The organism is Mesorhizobium sp. WSM4845 (genome assembly GCF_055811455.1).
The window spans coordinates 53,035-71,304 of record NZ_JBVVQA010000029.1 but is presented as its reverse complement, the minus strand read 5'-3'; the positions used below and the strand labels follow the sequence as shown (position 1 = coordinate 71,304).

The following is an 18,270-nucleotide window of genomic DNA, read 5'->3' as shown; positions in this document are numbered from 1 at the left end:
AGTTGGGTGGCGAATGGACAAGCTCTGGCAGCAATTTGGCCGCAAGACACAATGGGGCGTCAACCGCGCCGCGCCGCCTCGATCGCGGCGACGTCGATTTTCACCATGGTCATCATCGCATCAAACGCGCGCTTTGCCTCGTCGCCGCCAGCCGCCATCGCGTCAGTCAGCACGCGCGGCGTGATTTGCCAGGAAATCCCCCATTTGTCTTTGCACCAGCCGCACACGCTCTCCTGGCCGCCATTGCCGACGATGGCATTCCAATAACGGTCGGTCTCCTCCTGATCGTCGGTGGCGATCTGGAACGAGAATGCTTCGTTGTGCTTGAACTCGGGACCCCCGTTGAGGCCGATACAAGGAAGGCCTGCGACTGTGAATTCGACCGTCAACACGTCGCCTTCTTTGCCGGCCGGGTAGTCACTGGGTGCACGGTGCACAGCACCCACCACGCTGTCAGGAAATATCTCGGAGTAGAAGCGGGCGGCAGCCTCGGCGTCCTTATCGTACCAGAGGCAAATCGTATTCTTTGCCATTTGCGGGTTCCTTTCGCTTTGAGGCCAAGTTCCCCATCCGCCCTCTTCCGAAATAGGTAGCCAACCACTTTTCTCCACCCTGCGATGACTGGAGTTGGCCTTTTTGCACGCCATCACAGGGCGGCCGGCCATGGACATGACAGGCGGGTCGCGGAAGGTGTTTCAATTGAAAGCAGATTCCTTCGCTCCTGAAATCGGAATGTAACGTCCTCCGCGAATTTTTCGCCCCGCCTTCGTTCGCATCGGATCGACGAGCGGACGGAATTGAGTCAACACGGAGTTTGTCACCATGACTACGAAGCACTTCAGAAACGGGGGGATCGCCGTCGATCGGTCCGATCCCGCCATCGTAACTGAGAACAAAACAGGCAGGGCGACCGCGCCACGGATCGTTGGTCTTCGCCACGTCGGCATGGTCGCCGAAAACCCGGCTGCGCTCGCGCGATTTTATGAGGATGTCCTCGGCCTTCAGGTGGTCGGCGGCAGCGGCGAAGAAAACCCGTTCGGCGCCACCGCCTTCCTGAGCAGCGATCCGGCCGAAGAGTCCCATCAGATCGCGATCTTCACCAATCCTGCCTTGCGCCACATCGCCTTCAAGGTTGGCACATTGGCCGATCTGCGCGCCGCTTACACGCGCATCGTCGACATGGGGCTGCCGATCAAGATGGCCTTCAATCACGGTGTATCGCTTGCGTTCTATTTCGATGACCCTGAGGGAAATCTCGTCGAAGTCTACTGGGCGACCGGCATGCCCTTCGACCAGCCTTACGGGGATCCGCTCGATTTGGCGCTGCCCGAAGAGGCGTTGCGGCAGGAGGTCGAGCAACTGGTGCGGCAGGCGAGTGAACAGACGCCACAATCTCTGCCGTTCGCATCCGCGTCGTAGCGCGGAGCGGGTCGCTCCTTCATCCCTCCCACTATTCAATTCTCACGTCTGACGAGGAAATAGCAATGACGACACCGCTACCACGGACGCGTACTGCTGCGCCTGACCACGACATGACGGACGTCTGGCAGGCCCATATGGATCACGAATTCATCACCAAGGACGTCGATGCAACCATGCAGACCATGGTCAACGACCCACACGTCATTCATGTACCGGTCGCCACCGGCGGCCGCGGCTGGGACAACGTCCGGAACTTCTATGCGACGTCCTTTATTGGCCGCAGTCCGCAAAACACCAGGCTCGATCTCATCTCACGGACCGTAGGAGAGAAACGCATCGTCGACGAGTTTCTGTTCTCTTTCATTCACGATATCGAGATGCCGTGGATCCTGCCCGGCGTCGAGCCGACCGGCAGGCCGGTGAACATCCCGGTGGTCGCTATCGTTTCAATTCAGGACGGCCGGGTCGAAAGCGAGCACATCTATTGGGACCAAGCTTCGGTGCTTACGCAGATCGGACTGATCGACAAGACGGCTCTGCCGATCCTCGGTGCGACGCAGTCACGCGCGCTGACCGATGCAGCCGAGCCGCTCAACGCGCTGATTTCCTCCTCCGCGCGCTTCGCGCGGCCAAGAAGAGACAGGTGACGACCGGCAGCGCCGCGAAAGAGACCGATCGGCGTGGCGGCTCTCGGATTGAGAGTCGCTGCGGCCGGATTATTACCGTCCGCATGGCGGCACCGCTGGCTACGACGGTAGCTTCCGTCGACGCGGTGAAACTTGTGATTGGAATGCGTCCGCATGCTTATCTTGTTCATCATCGCAGCCATTGTCTTTCGCATCGTGATGCTTGCGATCTCGATGCGAAATGAAAAAGCGCTGCGAGAGAACCGGGCCATCGAGTACGGTTCGCGGAACTCGCGCTGGCTCGCCCTGGCCCACATTACGTTTTACATCGCAGCTTCGATTGAAGGCCTTGCTCGACCGACGTCTTTCGACCTCGTCACGATCATCGGGCTAGTCCTGTATGGCTTCGGTGCCGTGATGTTGCTGGTCGTCGCGTTTCTGCTTGGTCGTTTCTGGACGGTAAAGCTAATGATCGCCCGAGACCATGTGCTGATAACGCACCCTCTTTTTGGGTGGGTTCGCCATCCGAACTATTATCTCAACATTCTCCCCGAGCTCCTTGGTTTCGCGCTTACGCTGCATGCCTTTTTCACTCTTGTGGTCGGCCTGGCGATTTACGCGGTGCCGCTTGGCGTCCGCATACTCCAGGAGGAGCGGGCCATGCGCAAGCACTTCCCTGGCTACTGACAGACTGATGCCGTCTGCTTGTTGGGGCGCTTCAGTATAAACAGAGGTGGTTATCAATAAAATAAGTTGATGCATTTCAAATGAAACAATCAAGACATACTGCATAAACATTGTGGTGGTAGCCAGGTTGCCTCGGGACGTCGAGAGAAACTAAGTGTGCCAATTACAGGCATAGTTACCACGTCATCACAAGATAGGAATACGGGAGATCATCCAGATGACCTCAAGATCAGCAACCTTTGTCGCGTCTGCAATCGCGATCATAACTATCACCGCCGCCCCGGCCGCTCCGCTGACACTTGCGGAGGCAGCGCGGATCGACGCATCATCGTCCCCCGCGCCCGGCGAGCCGAGCCTTGCCGAAATCCGCCAGGCAACGGAGCGGTTCCGCAACGTCAATGTCGCGGTCGCGGAGGGCTACATCCGCGATCCCGCAAACATGTGCGAGACCGCTGAAATGACGGGACAGCCGCCGAAATTAGGGGCTATGGGCCTCCATTACTTTCGCCCCGATATGCTCGGCATCACCGCTCCGCCCAACCCGCGCGTCGACGGCACCGGCACGCACACGGACTTCGGCAAGCCCGCGGTCCTCGTCTACGAGCCGCAGGCCGACGGATCGCTCGAGCTGATCGCGGTGGAGAATCTCGTCTTCGCGAAAGCGTGGAAGGAAGCCGGCCACGACGCCCCGCCTTCGTTCCACGGCGTTCCCTGGGACACTATGATCGACGACCCGGCGACGCCCGTGGATGAGGCGCATAACTTCGAGCCGCATCACGACCGGCATGTCTGGCTCTATCGAGAAAACCCGAACGGCATCTTCGCTCAGTTCAACCCGCGGGTGACCTGCGCGCATCACAATCCCGGTGCGCCACACGCCCACCAGCATGCATCAGGCCAGTAACAAGCGGCGACCCGGTTCACCTGCCGTTCGGCTCGCGCCGAGCGGCAGGTGACGCTCGGAGCGCACGCGCTCAGCGCGGGCGCTCAACGAACGCAATCTCGGCAACGCCAGGACAGCGCCAGTCACATGTGGGACAACGGGCTCAAGCAAGCCAATCTTCGCCGGCTTGGACCGGAATGTCACGCCATCTTCCGGCGCGGCGACAGCACCGGGGCTGACTGCGAGATCACTCCCAGATCCCGCGAACTTCTCTTACCCAGATGTCGGAATTCCGGCTCGACATTCGTCCTTTGCTTGGCACAATCGAAGAAGGAAGGCGACGAGATGCGGAGCCTGATCTCGATCAACGACGTGACGCACGATGGCGTCATTCAATCACCTGGAGCCTGCCAATGAGCCCCACCATCACCGCCTTTGAACGGTCGCCCGATCGCGGCAGGGGACTGGCGCGCGACATGCGTGTTCGCTGGGCGCTCGAAGAAGTCGGCCTGCCTTACAAGGTTCGTCTCGTTCCGTTCAAAGCGATGAAGGAACCCGCGCATCTCGCGCTTCATCCTTTCGGGCAGATTCCGACCTTTGAAGAAGGCGATCTCGCGCTGTTCGAGTCGGGGGCGATCGTGTTCCATATCGCCGAACGCCATGCGGGCCTGCTGCCAGACGAGGCGAATGCCAGGGCGCGCGCAATCTCATGGATGTTTGCCGCGCTCAACACCGTGGAGCCGCCGATCCTTGAACGCCAAACCGCCGTGCTCCTGGAGCGCGACGAGACCTGGCACGAACAGCGCCTGCCTATGGTCGAGGATCGCATCCGTGACCGGCTGGGCGAGCTTTCCGGTCGTCTTGGCGATGCCGACTGGCTCGATGGCGCGTTCAGCGCCGGGGACCTGATGATGGTGCACGTGCTGCTAAGGTTGAGCGGGTCGGGTATGCTGGACGAATATCCGAACCTCTCCGCCTATGTCGCCCGCGGCGAAGCCCGGCCCGCCTACAAGCGTGCTTTCGCCGCTCAACTGGCGGTTTTCACCGGCAAGTCACCAACTTAACTCAGCGGCGCGTAGTCGATCTCCAAAAACGCCGCGACTTCCGGGATCCAGCGGTCGCGGACGAAGGCGACGTGGTCGGGATGGTCGTTGTAGCCGGAATAGGCAGCCTGGTCGGCGAACTCCATCGAGAAGCCGAAGCGATAATCGTTCTTCGGGCTGACCTGCCGCAACTGCTCGAATTTCTCGACGCCCGGTATCGCCGCCAGTATTTTGGCGTCTGCCAGAAATTTTGCCTCCTCGGCCGAGTCCTCCTTGTGCTTCAGCCTGAACACCACTGTATGACGGATCATTTTTGCTTCCCCTGCAGGCTATGCGCTGTCGGCCCAGGCGCGGATGAGGTTGTAGGCGATCGCCCCCTTCGGCGGCGTGACCAGGCCGCCCGGATGCTCGCGGGCCAGCATCGACAGCACCTCGTCGCGAAAGAACCAGCGGCAGTCTTCCAACTCGTTGAGGTCGGCCTGAATGTCGTCGTTGAGCGGCTCGCCGAAGCAGCCGATCATCAGCGAATAGGGAAACGGCCAGGGCTGGCTGGCGTGATAGACGACGCGGCCAAGCCGGATACCGGCTTCCTCCAGCGTTTCACGGCGCACCGCCGCCTCGATCGTCTCGCCCGGCTCAATGAAGCCGGCAAGCGCCGAATACATGCCGGGCGCGAAATGCCGGCCGCGGCCGAGCAGGCATTTTTCACGCGTCGCCGTCAGCATGATCGCCACCGGGTCGGTTCGCGGAAAATGCTCGGTGGCGCAGGCCGGGCAAAGCCGCTTGTAGCCGCCGGCCCGCATCGCGGCTTCAGCGCCGCATTTGCTGCAGAAGCGGTGGCTGGCATGCCAGGCGAGCAGCGCTGCTCCTTGCGCCATCGCGCCGGCCGCCGCCTCGTCGATCAGCCCCTGCATGTAGACCGAGCGATAGTCGATGGCCTTGATGGTATCGGGCAGCTGTTCGGGGTCGATGCCGGCCGGTACGGCGAGCACCGGGCCGCTGTCGGAAAAACCGAGCAGGACGCCACGGTCGAGCGACGCCTCGAGCGGCCGGCTTTCCTCGGCGCCGAACCAGGGGTCGAAGCCGCCACCAATGAGCTTCAGGTAGAGCCGCCCGCCATGCATCAGCAAAAGCCTGGCTGAAGGATCGGCGAGCGCCTTTTCGACGGAATCGTCGGCGCGGTTTTCCGATTGCCGGTCGATCATGTTGCCGGCAAAGCCGACGAACTGGCTCGGCTCGCGCAAGGGCGCGTCAAACAGGCGGAAGCTCATCGAGACTCAACTTCAGGATGGACACGGGACAGGCTTATAGCGCCGCCTTTATCTTCTGCGCAAACCGGCGGAGGTCCGAGCGCTCGTAGGGCTCGCGCATACCGTGCCCCCACACCGGGCCCGGCCAGCCGGGATCGCCTTCCGAGCGCGCGATGACATGGACATGCAACTGGCGGACGATGTTGCCAAGTGCGCCGCTGTTTATCTTGGTGCAGCCGGTCACGCTTTTCAGCGCCTGCGCCACCATATTGGTCTCGAACGTCAGCATCGCCTGGTCGAGCGGCGTCAAATCATGGATTTCCTCCGCGCCCGGCCGCTGCGGCACCAGAAGCAGCCACGGCCAGCGGCGGTCGTTCATCACGCGCAACTCGCACAGGCCGAGCCACATCAACTGCTCGCTGTCGGCCTCCAGACGAGCATCCAGCGTGAATCCGGCCTCGAGGCCCGGCGACATCGGCGTTTCCTCACTTTTGTAGTATTTTTTTACTCCATGGACGCTAGAGCGGCCGCCGTTAGCCCGCAAGAGGGCGGCAAGCGAATCAAGGCCTATCGTGGCGATGATGGTCCGGCGAAGAACTCAGGGTATGGCCTGCCAAGACTTTGGGCTGGAATGAAGTCACCATCTCGCCCCCTCTGGTCTGCCGGCCATGGCTTTCGCTCATCTGTTCTTGCTTTGTGCCGGCCGCTATGCCAGTAGTTTCAACATGGTGCGTATTCGCGCCAGCGATCCGCCTCCGAGGCTGTTTTTTTATTTTCTGGTTTCGCCGCCTGTCACTGCGCCCTTGCATTTCATCGCCGGATTGCCGATATGGGAGCCGGGAGGTTGGTGGTGGACGGTCCACTCGCCAACCGGGTCAGGTCCGGAAGGAAGCAGCCCTAACGAGCCCGGAACGGGTCATTGTTCCAGCCTCCCACCTCTTCGCCTTTCTCCCGCGACATTGACGGCGCCAAGCCCTGCGGGCGAAACTATGCGCAGGAATCGGCCGCCTTGAGCCGCGGCCCTTGGAGCTTTACGGGCGAATGAGCGAAGCCGGAAATTCGGGAACGGAAAAAGCCGCCGCCTATCGCGTTCTGGCGCGCAAATACCGTCCTGCCAATTTCTCCGAACTGATCGGCCAGGAGCCGATGGTCCGCACCCTCACCAACGCTTTCGCCACCGGCCGCATCGCCCAGGCCTGGATGCTGACCGGCGTGCGCGGTGTCGGCAAGACGACGACGGCGCGCATACTGGCGCGGGCCCTGAACTACAAAACATCTGATGTCGACCAGCCTTCGGTCGATCTTGCCGTGCCGGGCGAGCATTGCCAGGCGATCATGGAAGGCCGCCATGTCGACGTCATCGAGATGGACGCCGCCTCGCACACCGGCATCGACGACATCAGGGACATCATCGAGCGCGTGCGTTACGCGCCGGTGTCGGCGCGCTACAAGGTCTACATCATCGACGAAGTGCACATGCTCTCGACGCAGGCCTTCAACGGCCTGCTGAAGACGCTGGAAGAGCCGCCGCCGCACGTCAAATTCATCTTCGCCACCACCGAAATCAGAAAAGTTCCGATCACCGTTCTGTCGCGCTGCCAGCGCTTCGATCTCAGGCGTATCGATGCCGGCACGTTGGTCGCGCACCTCTCCTCGATCGCCGGAAAAGAAGGCATCGCGGTCGATGACGACGCGCTGGCGATGATCGCGCGTGCGGCCGAGGGCTCGGCGCGCGATTCGCTGTCCATTCTCGACCAGGCGATCGCCCATGGCAGCGGCGCGGTCAGCGCCGAAGCGGTGCGCGCCATGCTCGGGCTGGCCGACCGCGCCCGCATCGTCGACCTGTTCGAACATGTGATGAAGGGCGATGTGGCGGCCGCACTGGCCGAATTCCGCAACCAGTACGACACCGGCGCCGATCCGGCCGCTGTGCTGACCGACCTGGCCGAGTTCAGCCATCTCGTCACCCGGCTGCGCTTCGTGCCGACAGCCCTCGAGGACGCCTCGCTGTCAGAGGACGAGCGACGGCGCGGCGCCGATTTCGCCAAGGCGCTGTCGGTCAGGGTGCTGTCGCGGACCTGGCAGATGCTGTTGAAAGGCATTCCCGAGGTGCAGTCCTCCAACCGGCCGGTCAGCGCCGCCGAAATGGTGCTGATCCGGCTGGCGCATGCCGCCGACTTGCCGACACTGGACGAGGCGCTGAAATCGCTGGAGGGCGCAGCGTCGGTGCCGAATGGCGCGCCACGCTCGAATGGTGCACCCGCAACCCCTGCCGCCGCAAATCCCGGCCCAGCAAATCCCGGTAATGGCGGCGCCAGCGTGGCGCAGACGCGGATGCCGGCGGTCAATGGCGGCGCCCAGACCATGCGACTGGTCGAACCCGAGCCGATGCCTGCGCCTTTCGTTCCGGCGCCGGAGCCGGTCGCCGATGCGCCGCCGGTGCCGGTGAAATCGCTGGCCGACATCATCGCCCTTGCCGACGCCCAGCGCGACATCGCCTTCAAGGTGCTGGTCAAGCGCTGCGTGCGCCTGGTGCGCATCGAGCCGGGCCGCATCGACGTCGGCCTGACCGACGACGCGCCGAAGATGCTGCTCAACGATCTGACCGCCAAATTGCGCGCCTGGACCGGACGCAGCTGGCTGGTGTCGCTGTCGAAGGAAGCGGGCGGCCAGACGCTGGCCGAGATGGAATCGACCAAGCGCGAAAACGCCCTCCTTGACGCCAAGAGCGACCCGACCGTCGCCGCCATCCTGGCGCGTTTTCCCGGCGCCAAGATCATCGACGTGCGCATTCCCGACGCACCGGAAGCCGATGCGGTGGAGGCCGAGGTTCCGATCGAGCCGGCCACCGACGAAGACGAAACCTGAGCAACCGAAGGTCAGCGAAGCAAAAAATGGGAGCCGGTTTTCGGAGACGATCATGCTTAAAAAAGAAACAAATCAATCGTAGAGGACCACGCGATGAAAGATCTTCTCGGCCTGATGGGCAAGGCGAAAGAAATGCAGGCCAAGTTCCAGGCCATGCAGGACGAGATCGCCACGTTGGAAGCCACCGGACAGGCCGGCGGCGGCCTGGTCAGCGTGACGCTGACCGGCAAATTCGAGATGAAGTCCCTGAAAATCGACCCGTCGCTGTTCAAGGAGGACGAGGTCGAGATTCTGGAGGATCTGCTTCTCGCCGCCCACAATGACGCCAGGGCCAAGGTCGAACAGATGATGCAGGAAAAGACCCAGGCACTGACCGCAGGACTGCCGATACCGCCGGGAATGAAGCTGCCGTTCTAAGAGGCTTGGAAACTCTACTCCGGCGGCCATCTGATGGCGGTTTCTGCGCTTCCGGTGCTCACGGACCCAAATGTCCGCTGCGCTCCGGTTCTCGAAACCACCACCATATGACTCGCCGGAGCGACTTTCCAAACAGCCTCTGAGGCCGCGACGCTCGAAGGTCATGGCCGAAGCGCGTAGCGATCAGCGTCGGCCAGATGTGTCCATTCGGCAACTCCGCAGACTTAATAACGCTTTAGCCATCTTTTTGCCCGAAAGTGTCTCATTCTTGCCGCAACCAGGGGCGGGCTGGCGACAGAATGAGGGGATATCTTTGATCGTGACCCGATGGAAGACGCCGTTGCTGCTCGGCGTCATCACCTCTCCGCTGTTTTTGGCCGCCTGCAGTCAGACCACGCACGGCCTGTCCGTGGCCAGCCTGACCGATACCGCCAGGTCCCGGCCCTACAATCACACAGCGAAGGACAAGGAGTGCCTCCAGCGCGCGATGTTCTTCGAATCCAACCGGTCGAGCCGCGACGGCATGATTGCCGTCGGCACGGTGGTGATGAACCGGCTGCGCTCCGGCAAGCACGGCAACACCATCTGCCAGGTGGTCGGCGAACGCGGCCAGTTCGCGCCGGGCGTGATGACACGGCCGATGAATTCGAAGGCGATGCCCGATGTCGAGGAAGCCGCCGAGGCGGTGCTCAAGGGCGAGCGCAAGGCCAAGCTGAAGAACTCGATGTTCTTTCACACCGCCGGCCTGCGTTTCCCCTACAAGAACATGCACTACACCATGGTCGCCGGCGGCAACGCCTTCTACGAAAAGCGCGGCCGCAACTGGAAACCACTGCCGGACGAGCCCACGGTCGCGGTGGCACAGGCGACGCCGCGGCGGTCGCGCGCCGCACCGGTGACGCTCATGGCCTCTGCTGCGCCGGCCGCCAAGGCAGAATTCGCTAAGGTCACCTATGTGAGCGCGGTCGCATCGCAACCGGCAAAGGCGACGCCCCAGAAGGCGACCTTTGTGGCGATGCAGGAGCCGGACGCGACCCGTTTCGGCGGCATCGCCGGTGCGCAAGCGGTGACGTCATTCCCGGCGGCGCCGGCCGAGCCGACGATGGCGTTTGAATCGACACCCGAGAACACCGACGCCATCGGCGCGATGATCGCCGGCCAGGGCAGGCCGCTGGAAACCTACTGAGGCGATCGAAGTCGGCGTCGGCAGCGCAAACCTGAGCGATTGTTCGCAGCAGCCGCGCCGCAGGAGAGTTCCAAAACCAATTGAAAAATCCTAAACCGATGCGATGTCGAAGCGAATCGCCGGTCCCGAGATCGAACGCCTGATCCAACTCCTGGCCAAGGTGCCGGGGCTTGGGCCGCGTTCGGCCAGGCGGGCAGCGCTTCACCTCATCAAGAAGAAGGAGCAGTTGCTGTCGCCGCTCGCCGCCGCCATGAGCGAGGCGGTCGACAAGGTGCGCATCTGCTCGACCTGCGGCAATGTCGATACGTCCGACCCCTGCATGATCTGCACCGATCCGCGCCGCGACGCCGGCACGCTCATCGTCGTCGAGGACGTGGCCGACCTGTGGGCGCTGGAGCGGGCGGCGGCCATGAATGTCCGCTATCACGTGCTCGGCGGCTCGCTGTCGCCGCTCGACGGCATCGGCCCCGAGCAGCTCAACATCCGCTCGCTGGTCGACCGCGTCGCCGGCGGCGAGGTCAAGGAGGTGATCCTTGCCGTCAACGCCACCGTCGAGGGCCAGACCACCGCGCATTATCTCACCGATCAATTGTCCGGCTTCGATATCAAGGTGACGCGGCTGGCGCATGGCGTCCCGGTCGGCGGCGAACTCGACTATCTCGACGAAGGCACGCTGGCCGCCGCGCTGCGCTCGCGGACGGCGTTTTGAGGGGGTGCGGATGATGGCTGCTACGCGTCCTGCAAAGCCGGATCGCTGCTTCCACAAAATAGCCGTCGCGTTTTTTCTCGCCGCACTGACCGCCCTCCTCGCCACCACTCCCGCCTCCGCCACAAAACTCGACACCCAGTTCCGCGCCTGGCTCAACAACGACCTCTGGCCCGAAGCCAACGCCAACGGCATCTCCAGAAAAACCTTCGACGCCGCCTTCGACGGCATCAAACCGAACCTCAAACTGCCCGACCTGGTAATGCCGGGCAAAAAGGCGACGACGCCGCAAAAGCAGCATCAGGCGGAGTTCGGTTCGCCAGGCGCCTATTTCGCCGAAAAGACGGTTCGCGCCGTGACCGCTGGTGGCCGCACGCGCAAGGTGGCCAATGCCAGGACGATCGCCGCGATCGAGAAGCGCTATGGCGTGCCGGGCGAGGTGCTGCTGGCGATCTGGGGCCGCGAGAGCGGCTTTGGCGCGGCGAAAATGCCTTACGACGCCTTCGAAGTGCTGGGCACCAAGGCCTTCATGGCGACCAGGAAGGATTTCTTCCGCACCGAGCTTATGGCAGCGCTCGAGATCGTCGAGCGCGGGCTGGCCCCGGTCGGCGCGATGAAATCGTCATGGGCCGGCGCACTCGGCCAGCCGCAGTTCATGCCGAGTTCGTTCCTCAAACATGCCGTCGACTTCGATGGCGACGGTCGGGTCGACATTTGGAACTCGGTGCCGGACACGCTGGCCTCGATCGCCAACTACCTCGTCCATTATGGTTGGGTGAAGGGCCGCGGCTGGGGTTTTGAGGTGACGGTGCCGGAAGCGGTCTCCTGTTCGCTCGAAGGCCCGGACCAGGGCAAGAGGATTTCCGAATGGGCTGATCTGGGCATCAAGCGCATCGCGGCAAGACCGTTCCCGGCGCGCGAATTGAAGGCCGAAGGCTTTCTTCTGATGCCGGCCGGGCGCAGCGGCCCAGCCTTCATCGTCACGCCCAATTTCTACGTCTTGAAGCAATACAACACCAGCGATCTCTACGCGCTGTTCATCGGTCATGGCGCCGACCGCATCGCTCACGGCGACAGCAATTTTTCGGGGCGTTGGGGCGCGGTCGGCGGGCTCCACAGGTCTGATATCGCCGCCTTGCAGCGGGCGCTGGAGGCCGAGGGCTACGACGTCGGCAGCGCCGACGGCCTGCCCGGTTTCAAGACGCGCCGGTCGATCGGCAAATGGCAGGCCAGGAACGGTCGCGCCGCCACCTGTTTTCCCGACGCCGACCTGGTCACCGCGTTGAAATAGCTGCACTCCGGGTGTCGCTTCCGGCGGTGGTGGCTGCCTGATCTGGCCCAACAAACAGCTTCGCAAATGCTCGTTGCCGCGCCTGAAACCGCCGGATATGGTGAGGCCGAACTGGATAAAAATCACCAGGACGACCGGTTCAGGGTCACCGTTCGATTAGAGCGCCGCGCGTCCGTTGGACGTGCAAAGGACGCTCTAAGACTTTGAACTACACATCGTGCTTTCCGAAAATCGATTCCGATTTTCGGGCCGATGTGTCAAGTAAATGCCAAAACCCTGAGCCGGGAACTCAGGTCAACAAAACAGGGAACAGTTAAAAATGATGATGGAAAAGTTTGCCCTACGCTCCCGCGTCCTGCTTGCCGGCGCAGCCATGTCCGCGCTGCTTCTGGCCGGTGCGCCTGCCCTTGCGGTCACGCCGGCCGACACGCTGGTCGAGGGTTTCGCCATCGACGACATCATCTCGATGGATCCGGGCGAGGCGTTCGAGCTGTCGACCGCCGAGGTCACCGGCAACACCTACGACCTGCTTGTCCGCCTCGACTTGAGCGACACCTCCAAGGTCAAGGGCGATCTCGCCGAAAGCTGGACTGTCTCCGACGACGGATTGACCTACACGTTCAAGCTCAAGCCCGGCCTGAAATTTGCCTCGGGCAATCCGATCACCGCGGCTGATGTCGCCTATTCGTTCGAGCGCGCCATCAAGCTCGACAAGAGCCCGGCCTTCATCATCGGCCAGTTCGGCATCAATGGCGACAACGTCACCGAGAAGGCCAAGGCCGTCGATGACACGACGTTCCAGTTCACCGTCGACAAGGCCTATGCGCCGAGCTTCGTCCTGAACTGCCTGTCGGCAACGGTCGCGTCGGTCGTCGACGCCAAGCTGGTCAAGGAGCATGCCGCCGCGGTGACGCCCAGCGCCGACTACAAATACGACAACGACTTCGGCAACGCCTGGCTGAAGACCGGCTATGCCGGCTCCGGCGCCTTCAAGCTGCGCGAATGGCGGGCCAACGAGGTCGTCGTCATGGAGCGCAACGACAATTACCACGGCGAAAAGGCCAAGCTCGCCCGCGTCATCTATCGCAACATGAAGGAAAGCTCGGGCCAGCGCCTGGCGCTGGAGGCCGGCGACATCGACGTTGCCCGCAATCTCGAGCCGAACGACCTCGACGCCATTGCCAAGAACGCCGATCTCACCACCACCAGCGCGCCGAAGGGCACGGTCTTCTACATCAGCCTCAATCAGAAGAACCCGAACCTCGCCAAGCCGGAGGTTCGCCAGGCCTTCAAATATCTCGTTGACTATGATGCCTTGAGCTCGACCATCCTCAAGGGCATCGGCGAGATCCACCAGACCTTCCTGCCAAAAGGCGTGCTTGGCGAGCTGGACGAAAATCCGTTCAAATTCGACCTCACCAAGGCCAAGGAACTGCTCGCCAAGGCCGGCTTGGCCGACGGCTTCAGCGTCACCATGGACGTACGCAACACCCAGCCGGTGACCGGCATGGCGGAATCGTTCCAGCAGACGCTCGGCCAGGCCGGCGTCAAGCTGGAGATCATTCCCGGCGACGGCAAGCAGACGCTGACCAAATACCGCGCCCGCAATCACGACATCTATATCGGCCAGTGGGGCCAGGATTATTTCGATCCGAACTCCAACGCCCAGACCTTCGCCAGCAACCCCGACAATTCGGATGAAGGCAAGACCAAGACGCTGGCCTGGCGCAACGCGTGGGATATTCCGGACTTGACCAAGCAGACCGAAACGGCCCTGCTCGAGAAGGATCCGGCCAAGCGCGCCGCAATGTACCAGGATCTGCAGAGGAAGATTCTCGAAACCAGTCCTTTCATCATCGTTCACCAGCAGCTGGAAGTCGCCGGCCTGCGCAAGAACCTCAAAGGTTTTGCGCTCGGCCCGAGCTTCGACACCAATTTCGTCGGCCAGATCTCCAAGGAGTGACGCCGGCGGACGCGCCGCATGAGTACTGTTGAAAGCGAAGCAACGGCAGGGCGCGGCAGCGCCCGCGCTGTCGCTGTCGCGTCGTCGATCGCCCGTTTCCTGGTCATCGCGATAACCACCTATCTCGGTCTTCTCGCGGTGACCTTCTTCATCGGCCGGGTGATCCCGATCGACCCGGTGCTGGCGGTGCTCGGCGACCGGGCGCCGGCCAATGTCGTCGAGCGCACCCGCCGCGAGATGGGTCTCGACCTGCCTCTGATCGAGCAGTTCTACATCTATGTGAAGAATGCCCTGAACGGCAATTTCGGCACCTCGGTGCTGACCACCAATCCGGTCATGACCGACATCCGCCGCGCCTTTCCGGCGACGATCGAGCTGGCGACGCTGGGAACGCTGATCGGTGCTTTGCTTGGTGTGCCGCTCGGCGTGCTGGCCGCGGTCCGGCGCGGCAGCATCATCGACCAGATCGTGCGGATCATCGGCTTGGTCGGCTACTCCGTGCCGATCTTCTGGCTGGGACTGCTGGCGCTCGTGCTGTTCTACGCCAGGCTGCAATGGGTGGCTTTTCCCGGCCGCCTCGATATCGTCTACGAATACACCTTCACCCCGATCACCGGCTTTTATCTCCTGGATGCGCTGTGGCAGCGACAGTGGGATGTGTTTCGCGATGCCTTCCGCCACATCATCCTGCCGGCCTCGCTGCTTGGCTATTTCTCGCTCGCCTATATCAGCCGGATGACGCGATCGTTCATGCTGAACGAGCTTGCCCAGGAATATATCGTCGCGGCGCGCGCCAAGGGCCTGTCGGAAACACGCATCATCTGGGGCCACGCGCTGCGCAACGCCGCCGTGCCGATGGTCACCGTGATCGCGCTCTCCTATGCCGGCCTGCTCGAAGGCTCGGTGCTCACCGAGACCGTGTTTTCCTGGCCGGGTATCGGCCTCTACATCACCAATTCCCTGCAGAACGCCGACATGAACGCCGTGCTCGGCGGCACCATCATCATCGGCTCGGTGTTCATCGGCATCAATCTCCTGTCCGACCTGCTTTATCGGGTGCTTGATCCGAGGACCAAAGTGAGATGAGCAGAGGTAACGCACTTGCGGGCTTGGCTGCGGCCAATCACCCCCACTCCGGCCCTTCGGGCCACCTCTCCCCCTGCCCGGGGGAGAGGAAAAGCTGGTCGCACGCGTGGCGCCTTTCCTCTCGACAGCTCCGAGAGGCATTGTCATGACTGCCTCCCACGCCGGCCCCCTCTCCCGTCGCGACTGGCTGCTCAGCGAGCGGCCGGCGTCGCGCATGCAGGCCAGGCTCGGCCGCGCCTATGTCGCGTGGCGGCGCTTTTCAGCCAACCGGCTGGCGTTTCTCGGCCTGCTCATCATCATCGCTTTGCTGGTGGTCGCCGCCTTTGCCAATGTGCTGGCGCCCTATTCGCCGACATTCGGCGACCTCAAGGGCTCGCGGCTGCTGGCGCCAAGTGCCGAGCACTGGTTTGGCACTGACGACCTTGGCCGCGACATCCTTTCGCGCGTCATCTTCGGCTCGCGATGGACGCTTTACGTCGTCATTCTCGTCGCAGTCATCGCCGCTCCTATCGGCCTGCTGGTCGGCACCGTCGCCGGTTATGCCGGCGGCTGGATCGATGCGATCCTGATGCGTATCACCGACATCTTTCTCGCCTTTCCGAAGCTGATCCTGGCGCTGGCCTTCGTCGCCGCACTCGGCCCCGGCATCGAGAATGCGGTGCTCGCTATCGCCGTCACCTCATGGCCGCCCTACGCCCGTATCGCGCGTGCCGAAACGCTCACCGTGCGCAATTCGGATTACATCAAGGCGGTGCAATTGATGGGCGCCTCGCCGTTCCGCATCGTGCTGCGCCACATCATGCCGCTCTGCATCTCCTCGCTGATCGTCAGGGTGACGCTCGACATGGCCGGCATCATCCTGACCGCCGCCGGTCTCGGCTTCCTCGGCCTCGGCGCGCAACCGCCGCTGCCGGAATGGGGCGCGATGATCGCGTCGGGCCGCCGCTTCGTGCTCGACCAATGGTGGGTGGCCGGTGCACCGGGCTTTGCCATCCTCTTCGTCAGCCTCGGCTTCAACCTGCTCGGCGACGGCCTGCGCGACGCGCTCGACCCCCGCAGTGGTGACCAATGAGCACGCTTCTCGAGGTCGACGATCTGCGCGTCACCTTCCCGACGCGCACCGGCCGGATCGAGGCGGTGCGCGGCGTCTCCTTCTCTCTCGGCCGCGAACGGCTCGGCATCGTCGGCGAGAGCGGTTCCGGCAAGTCGCAGACCGGCCGCGCCATCATGGGCCTCACCCCGCCGCAGGCCGAGGTCACGGCCAGGAAACTTGCCTTCGACGGCACCGACCTGCTCGCGGCCTCGCCCCGCGACCGCCGGGCGCTGCGCGGCAAGCGCATCGCCATGATCCTCCAGGATCCAAAATACTCGCTCGACCCGGTGATGAGCATCGGCCGCCAGATTGTCGAGACGCTGCGCACGCATGAGAAGGTCGGCAAGGCGGAAGCCCGCGACCGCGCGCTTGCAATGCTGGAGGCGGTGCAGATCCGTGACCCCGCCCGTGTCTTCGACCTGCATCCGCACGAGGTGTCGGGCGGCATGGGCCAGCGCGCCATGATCGCCATGATGCTGATTGCCGGGCCGGAGATGATGATCGCCGACGAGCCGACCTCGGCGCTCGACGTCACCGTTCAGCTCGACGTGCTCGGCATCCTCGACAGGCTGGTCAGCGAGCGCGGCATGGGCCTGATCTTCATCTCGCACGATCTGCGCCTGGTCTCGTCCTTCTGCGATCGGGTGATCGTCATGTATGCCGGCAAGGTGGTCGAGCAGCTCAAGGCGTCGGAGCTCGGCCGCGCCCAGCATCCCTATACGCGCGGCCTGCTCAACTGCATGCCCAAGATCGGCGCCGACCGCCACCCGCTGCCGGTGCTCGACCGCAAGCCGGAGTGGGCGGCATGACGGCAGCACTTTCCGTCGACCGGCTGGAGGTGGTCTTCGACCGCTTTCGCGCGCTGAAGGGTGTCAGCCTCGAGGTGCAATCCGGCGAATCCTTCGGCCTGGTCGGCGAATCCGGCTCCGGCAAATCGACGCTGCTGCGCGCGATCGCCGGCCTCGCGCCGGCCGCTTCGGGCAGCATCACCGTCAACGGGAAAAAACTCGGCAAGCGCCGCGACAAGGCCTTCTATCGCGAGGTGCAGATGGTCTTCCAGGACCCCTACGGCTCGCTGCATCCGCGCCAAACCGTCGACCGACTGCTGCAGGAGCCGCTCGCCATCCACGGCTTTGCCGATGGCGAGAAACGCATCCAGCGGGCGCTCGACGAGGTCGGGCTCGGCACCGGCTTCCGCTTCCGCTATTCGCATCAATTGTCGGGTGGCCAGCGCCAGCGGGTGGCGATTGCGCGGGCGCTGATCCTCGAACCGGCGATCCTGCTGCTCGACGAGCCGACCTCGGCGCTCGACGCTTCCGTGCAGGCGGAGGTGCTCAACCTGTTGGAAGACATCCGGCGGCGGCGCAAGCTGACCTTCCTGATGGTCAGCCACGACCTCGCCATCATCACCCATATGTGCGAGCGGCTGATGGTGATGCAGAACGGCGAGGCGGTCGAGCATCTCACCGCTGATGACCTCGTCGAGCGCCGCGTCAGCAAGGATTATACGCGCAATTTGCTCAGGGCGAGCGACGGGTTTGTGCGGACTGCGTGAGTGGGCTTACTTTCAATTTCCTACGTCGCATTCCTTGGCGCCCCCCTCTGGCCTGCCGGCCATCTCCCCCACGGGTGGGGAGATTGGCCGTCACCACTGATTTCGCCAATCGCGAACGTTGTAGAAGGAGCGCCGTCGATGAAGCTGCCGATCTCCCCCCTTGTGGGGGAGATGGCCGGCAGGCCAGAGGGGGG

The 18,270-nt window shown here is 63.1% G+C and carries 19 protein-coding genes and 1 other RNA gene; 16 read left to right on the top strand and 4 right to left on the bottom strand.

Features of this window, described 5'->3' with window-relative positions; translation table 11 throughout:
- Window positions 1–59 precede the first annotated feature (59 nt).
- Window positions 60–533 carry a VOC family protein gene (locus AC0L2C_RS26660; protein WP_077379551.1) on the bottom strand — a complete coding sequence of 158 codons (474 nt, stop codon included), beginning with the start codon at window positions 531–533 and terminating at the stop codon, window positions 60–62.
- 289 nt (window positions 534–822) lie between these two features.
- Between AC0L2C_RS26660 and AC0L2C_RS26655 the strand changes: the two genes are divergently transcribed.
- The 5 genes from AC0L2C_RS26655 (at window position 823) to AC0L2C_RS26635 (ending at window position 4,682) form a co-directional block, all read left to right on the top strand.
- Entirely contained in the window at window positions 823–1,419 is a 597-nt protein-coding gene (locus tag AC0L2C_RS26655; RefSeq protein WP_473524819.1) for a VOC family protein, read from the top strand.
- Window positions 1,420–1,484: 65 nt separating this feature from the next.
- Window positions 1,485–2,069, top strand: coding sequence for a nuclear transport factor 2 family protein (locus AC0L2C_RS26650; protein ID WP_473524818.1), 585 nt, complete (start codon window positions 1,485–1,487; stop codon window positions 2,067–2,069).
- Window positions 2,070–2,222: 153 nt separating this feature from the next.
- Window positions 2,223–2,735, top strand: coding sequence for an isoprenylcysteine carboxylmethyltransferase family protein (locus AC0L2C_RS26645; RefSeq protein WP_473524817.1), 513 nt, complete (start codon window positions 2,223–2,225; stop codon window positions 2,733–2,735).
- Between the two features lie 217 nt (window positions 2,736–2,952).
- Window positions 2,953–3,639, top strand: coding sequence for a hypothetical protein (locus AC0L2C_RS26640; RefSeq protein ID WP_473524816.1), 687 nt, complete (start codon window positions 2,953–2,955; stop codon window positions 3,637–3,639).
- A 392-nt stretch (window positions 3,640–4,031) separates the two neighbouring features.
- On the top strand, window positions 4,032–4,682 hold the full coding sequence (locus AC0L2C_RS26635) for a glutathione S-transferase family protein (protein ID WP_473524835.1): 651 nt from the start codon (window positions 4,032–4,034) through the stop codon (window positions 4,680–4,682).
- Here the strand turns inward: AC0L2C_RS26635 and AC0L2C_RS26630 are convergent.
- The 3 genes from AC0L2C_RS26630 to AC0L2C_RS26620 are packed head-to-tail and all read right to left on the bottom strand — an operon-like array spanning window position 4,679 to window position 6,386.
- A complete protein-coding gene (locus tag AC0L2C_RS26630) occupies window positions 4,679–4,972 on the bottom strand; it encodes a Dabb family protein (RefSeq protein WP_473524815.1) in 294 nt (97 codons plus the stop codon). The two genes, AC0L2C_RS26635 and AC0L2C_RS26630, sit on opposite strands and share 4 nt — an antisense overlap.
- Before the next feature lie 18 nt (window positions 4,973–4,990).
- Window positions 4,991–5,932, bottom strand: coding sequence for an NAD(+) diphosphatase (gene nudC / locus AC0L2C_RS26625; protein ID WP_473515041.1), 942 nt, complete (start codon window positions 5,930–5,932; stop codon window positions 4,991–4,993).
- 34 nt (window positions 5,933–5,966) lie between these two features.
- Window positions 5,967–6,386, bottom strand: a complete 420-nt coding sequence (locus AC0L2C_RS26620) for an HIT domain-containing protein (protein ID WP_023802081.1) — start codon at window positions 6,384–6,386, stop codon at window positions 5,967–5,969.
- Between the two features lie 364 nt (window positions 6,387–6,750).
- Here AC0L2C_RS26620 and ffs point away from each other — a divergent pair.
- The 11 genes from ffs to AC0L2C_RS26565 all read left to right on the top strand — a co-directional run bounded on the left by ffs (window position 6,751) and on the right by AC0L2C_RS26565 (window position 18,076).
- Window positions 6,751–6,847, top strand: an RNA gene (gene ffs / locus AC0L2C_RS26615) — signal recognition particle sRNA small type.
- A 105-nt stretch (window positions 6,848–6,952) separates the two neighbouring features.
- A complete protein-coding gene (locus tag AC0L2C_RS26610) occupies window positions 6,953–8,779 on the top strand; it encodes a DNA polymerase III subunit gamma/tau (RefSeq protein WP_473524814.1) in 1,827 nt (608 codons plus the stop codon).
- 93 nt (window positions 8,780–8,872) lie between these two features.
- Entirely contained in the window at window positions 8,873–9,196 is a 324-nt protein-coding gene (locus AC0L2C_RS26605) for a YbaB/EbfC family nucleoid-associated protein (RefSeq protein ID WP_023802083.1), read from the top strand.
- A gap of 313 nt (window positions 9,197–9,509) precedes the next feature.
- A complete protein-coding gene (locus AC0L2C_RS26600; RefSeq protein ID WP_473524813.1) occupies window positions 9,510–10,382 on the top strand; it encodes a cell wall hydrolase in 873 nt (290 codons plus the stop codon).
- 103 nt (window positions 10,383–10,485) lie between these two features.
- Window positions 10,486–11,091 (top strand): recombination mediator RecR, encoded by a 606-nt coding sequence (gene recR / locus AC0L2C_RS26595; protein ID WP_023802085.1) that lies wholly within the window; start codon window positions 10,486–10,488, stop codon window positions 11,089–11,091.
- A gap of 10 nt (window positions 11,092–11,101) precedes the next feature.
- The gene (locus AC0L2C_RS26590) at window positions 11,102–12,379 is read left to right on the top strand and encodes a lytic murein transglycosylase (RefSeq protein WP_473524812.1); all 1,278 of its coding nucleotides are present in this window, start codon (window positions 11,102–11,104) and stop codon (window positions 12,377–12,379) included.
- A gap of 319 nt (window positions 12,380–12,698) precedes the next feature.
- The gene (locus AC0L2C_RS26585) at window positions 12,699–14,342 is read left to right on the top strand and encodes an ABC transporter substrate-binding protein (protein ID WP_473524811.1); all 1,644 of its coding nucleotides are present in this window, start codon (window positions 12,699–12,701) and stop codon (window positions 14,340–14,342) included.
- Window positions 14,343–14,360: 18 nt separating this feature from the next.
- A complete protein-coding gene (locus AC0L2C_RS26580) occupies window positions 14,361–15,428 on the top strand; it encodes an ABC transporter permease (protein WP_023802089.1) in 1,068 nt (355 codons plus the stop codon).
- Between the two features lie 145 nt (window positions 15,429–15,573).
- Complete coding sequence (gene nikC / locus AC0L2C_RS26575) at window positions 15,574–16,500, top strand: nickel transporter permease (protein ID WP_419695864.1); 927 nt, start codon at window positions 15,574–15,576, stop codon at window positions 16,498–16,500.
- Complete coding sequence (locus AC0L2C_RS26570) at window positions 16,497–17,330, top strand: ABC transporter ATP-binding protein (protein WP_287226871.1); 834 nt, start codon at window positions 16,497–16,499, stop codon at window positions 17,328–17,330. Before nikC ends, AC0L2C_RS26570 begins: the two co-directional genes overlap by 4 nt.
- Window positions 17,327–18,076 carry an ABC transporter ATP-binding protein gene (locus tag AC0L2C_RS26565; RefSeq protein WP_287068179.1) on the top strand — a complete coding sequence of 250 codons (750 nt, stop codon included), beginning with the start codon at window positions 17,327–17,329 and terminating at the stop codon, window positions 18,074–18,076. The genes AC0L2C_RS26570 and AC0L2C_RS26565 overlap by 4 nt, the downstream gene beginning before the upstream one ends.
- The last annotated feature ends 194 nt before the right edge of the window (window positions 18,077–18,270 follow it).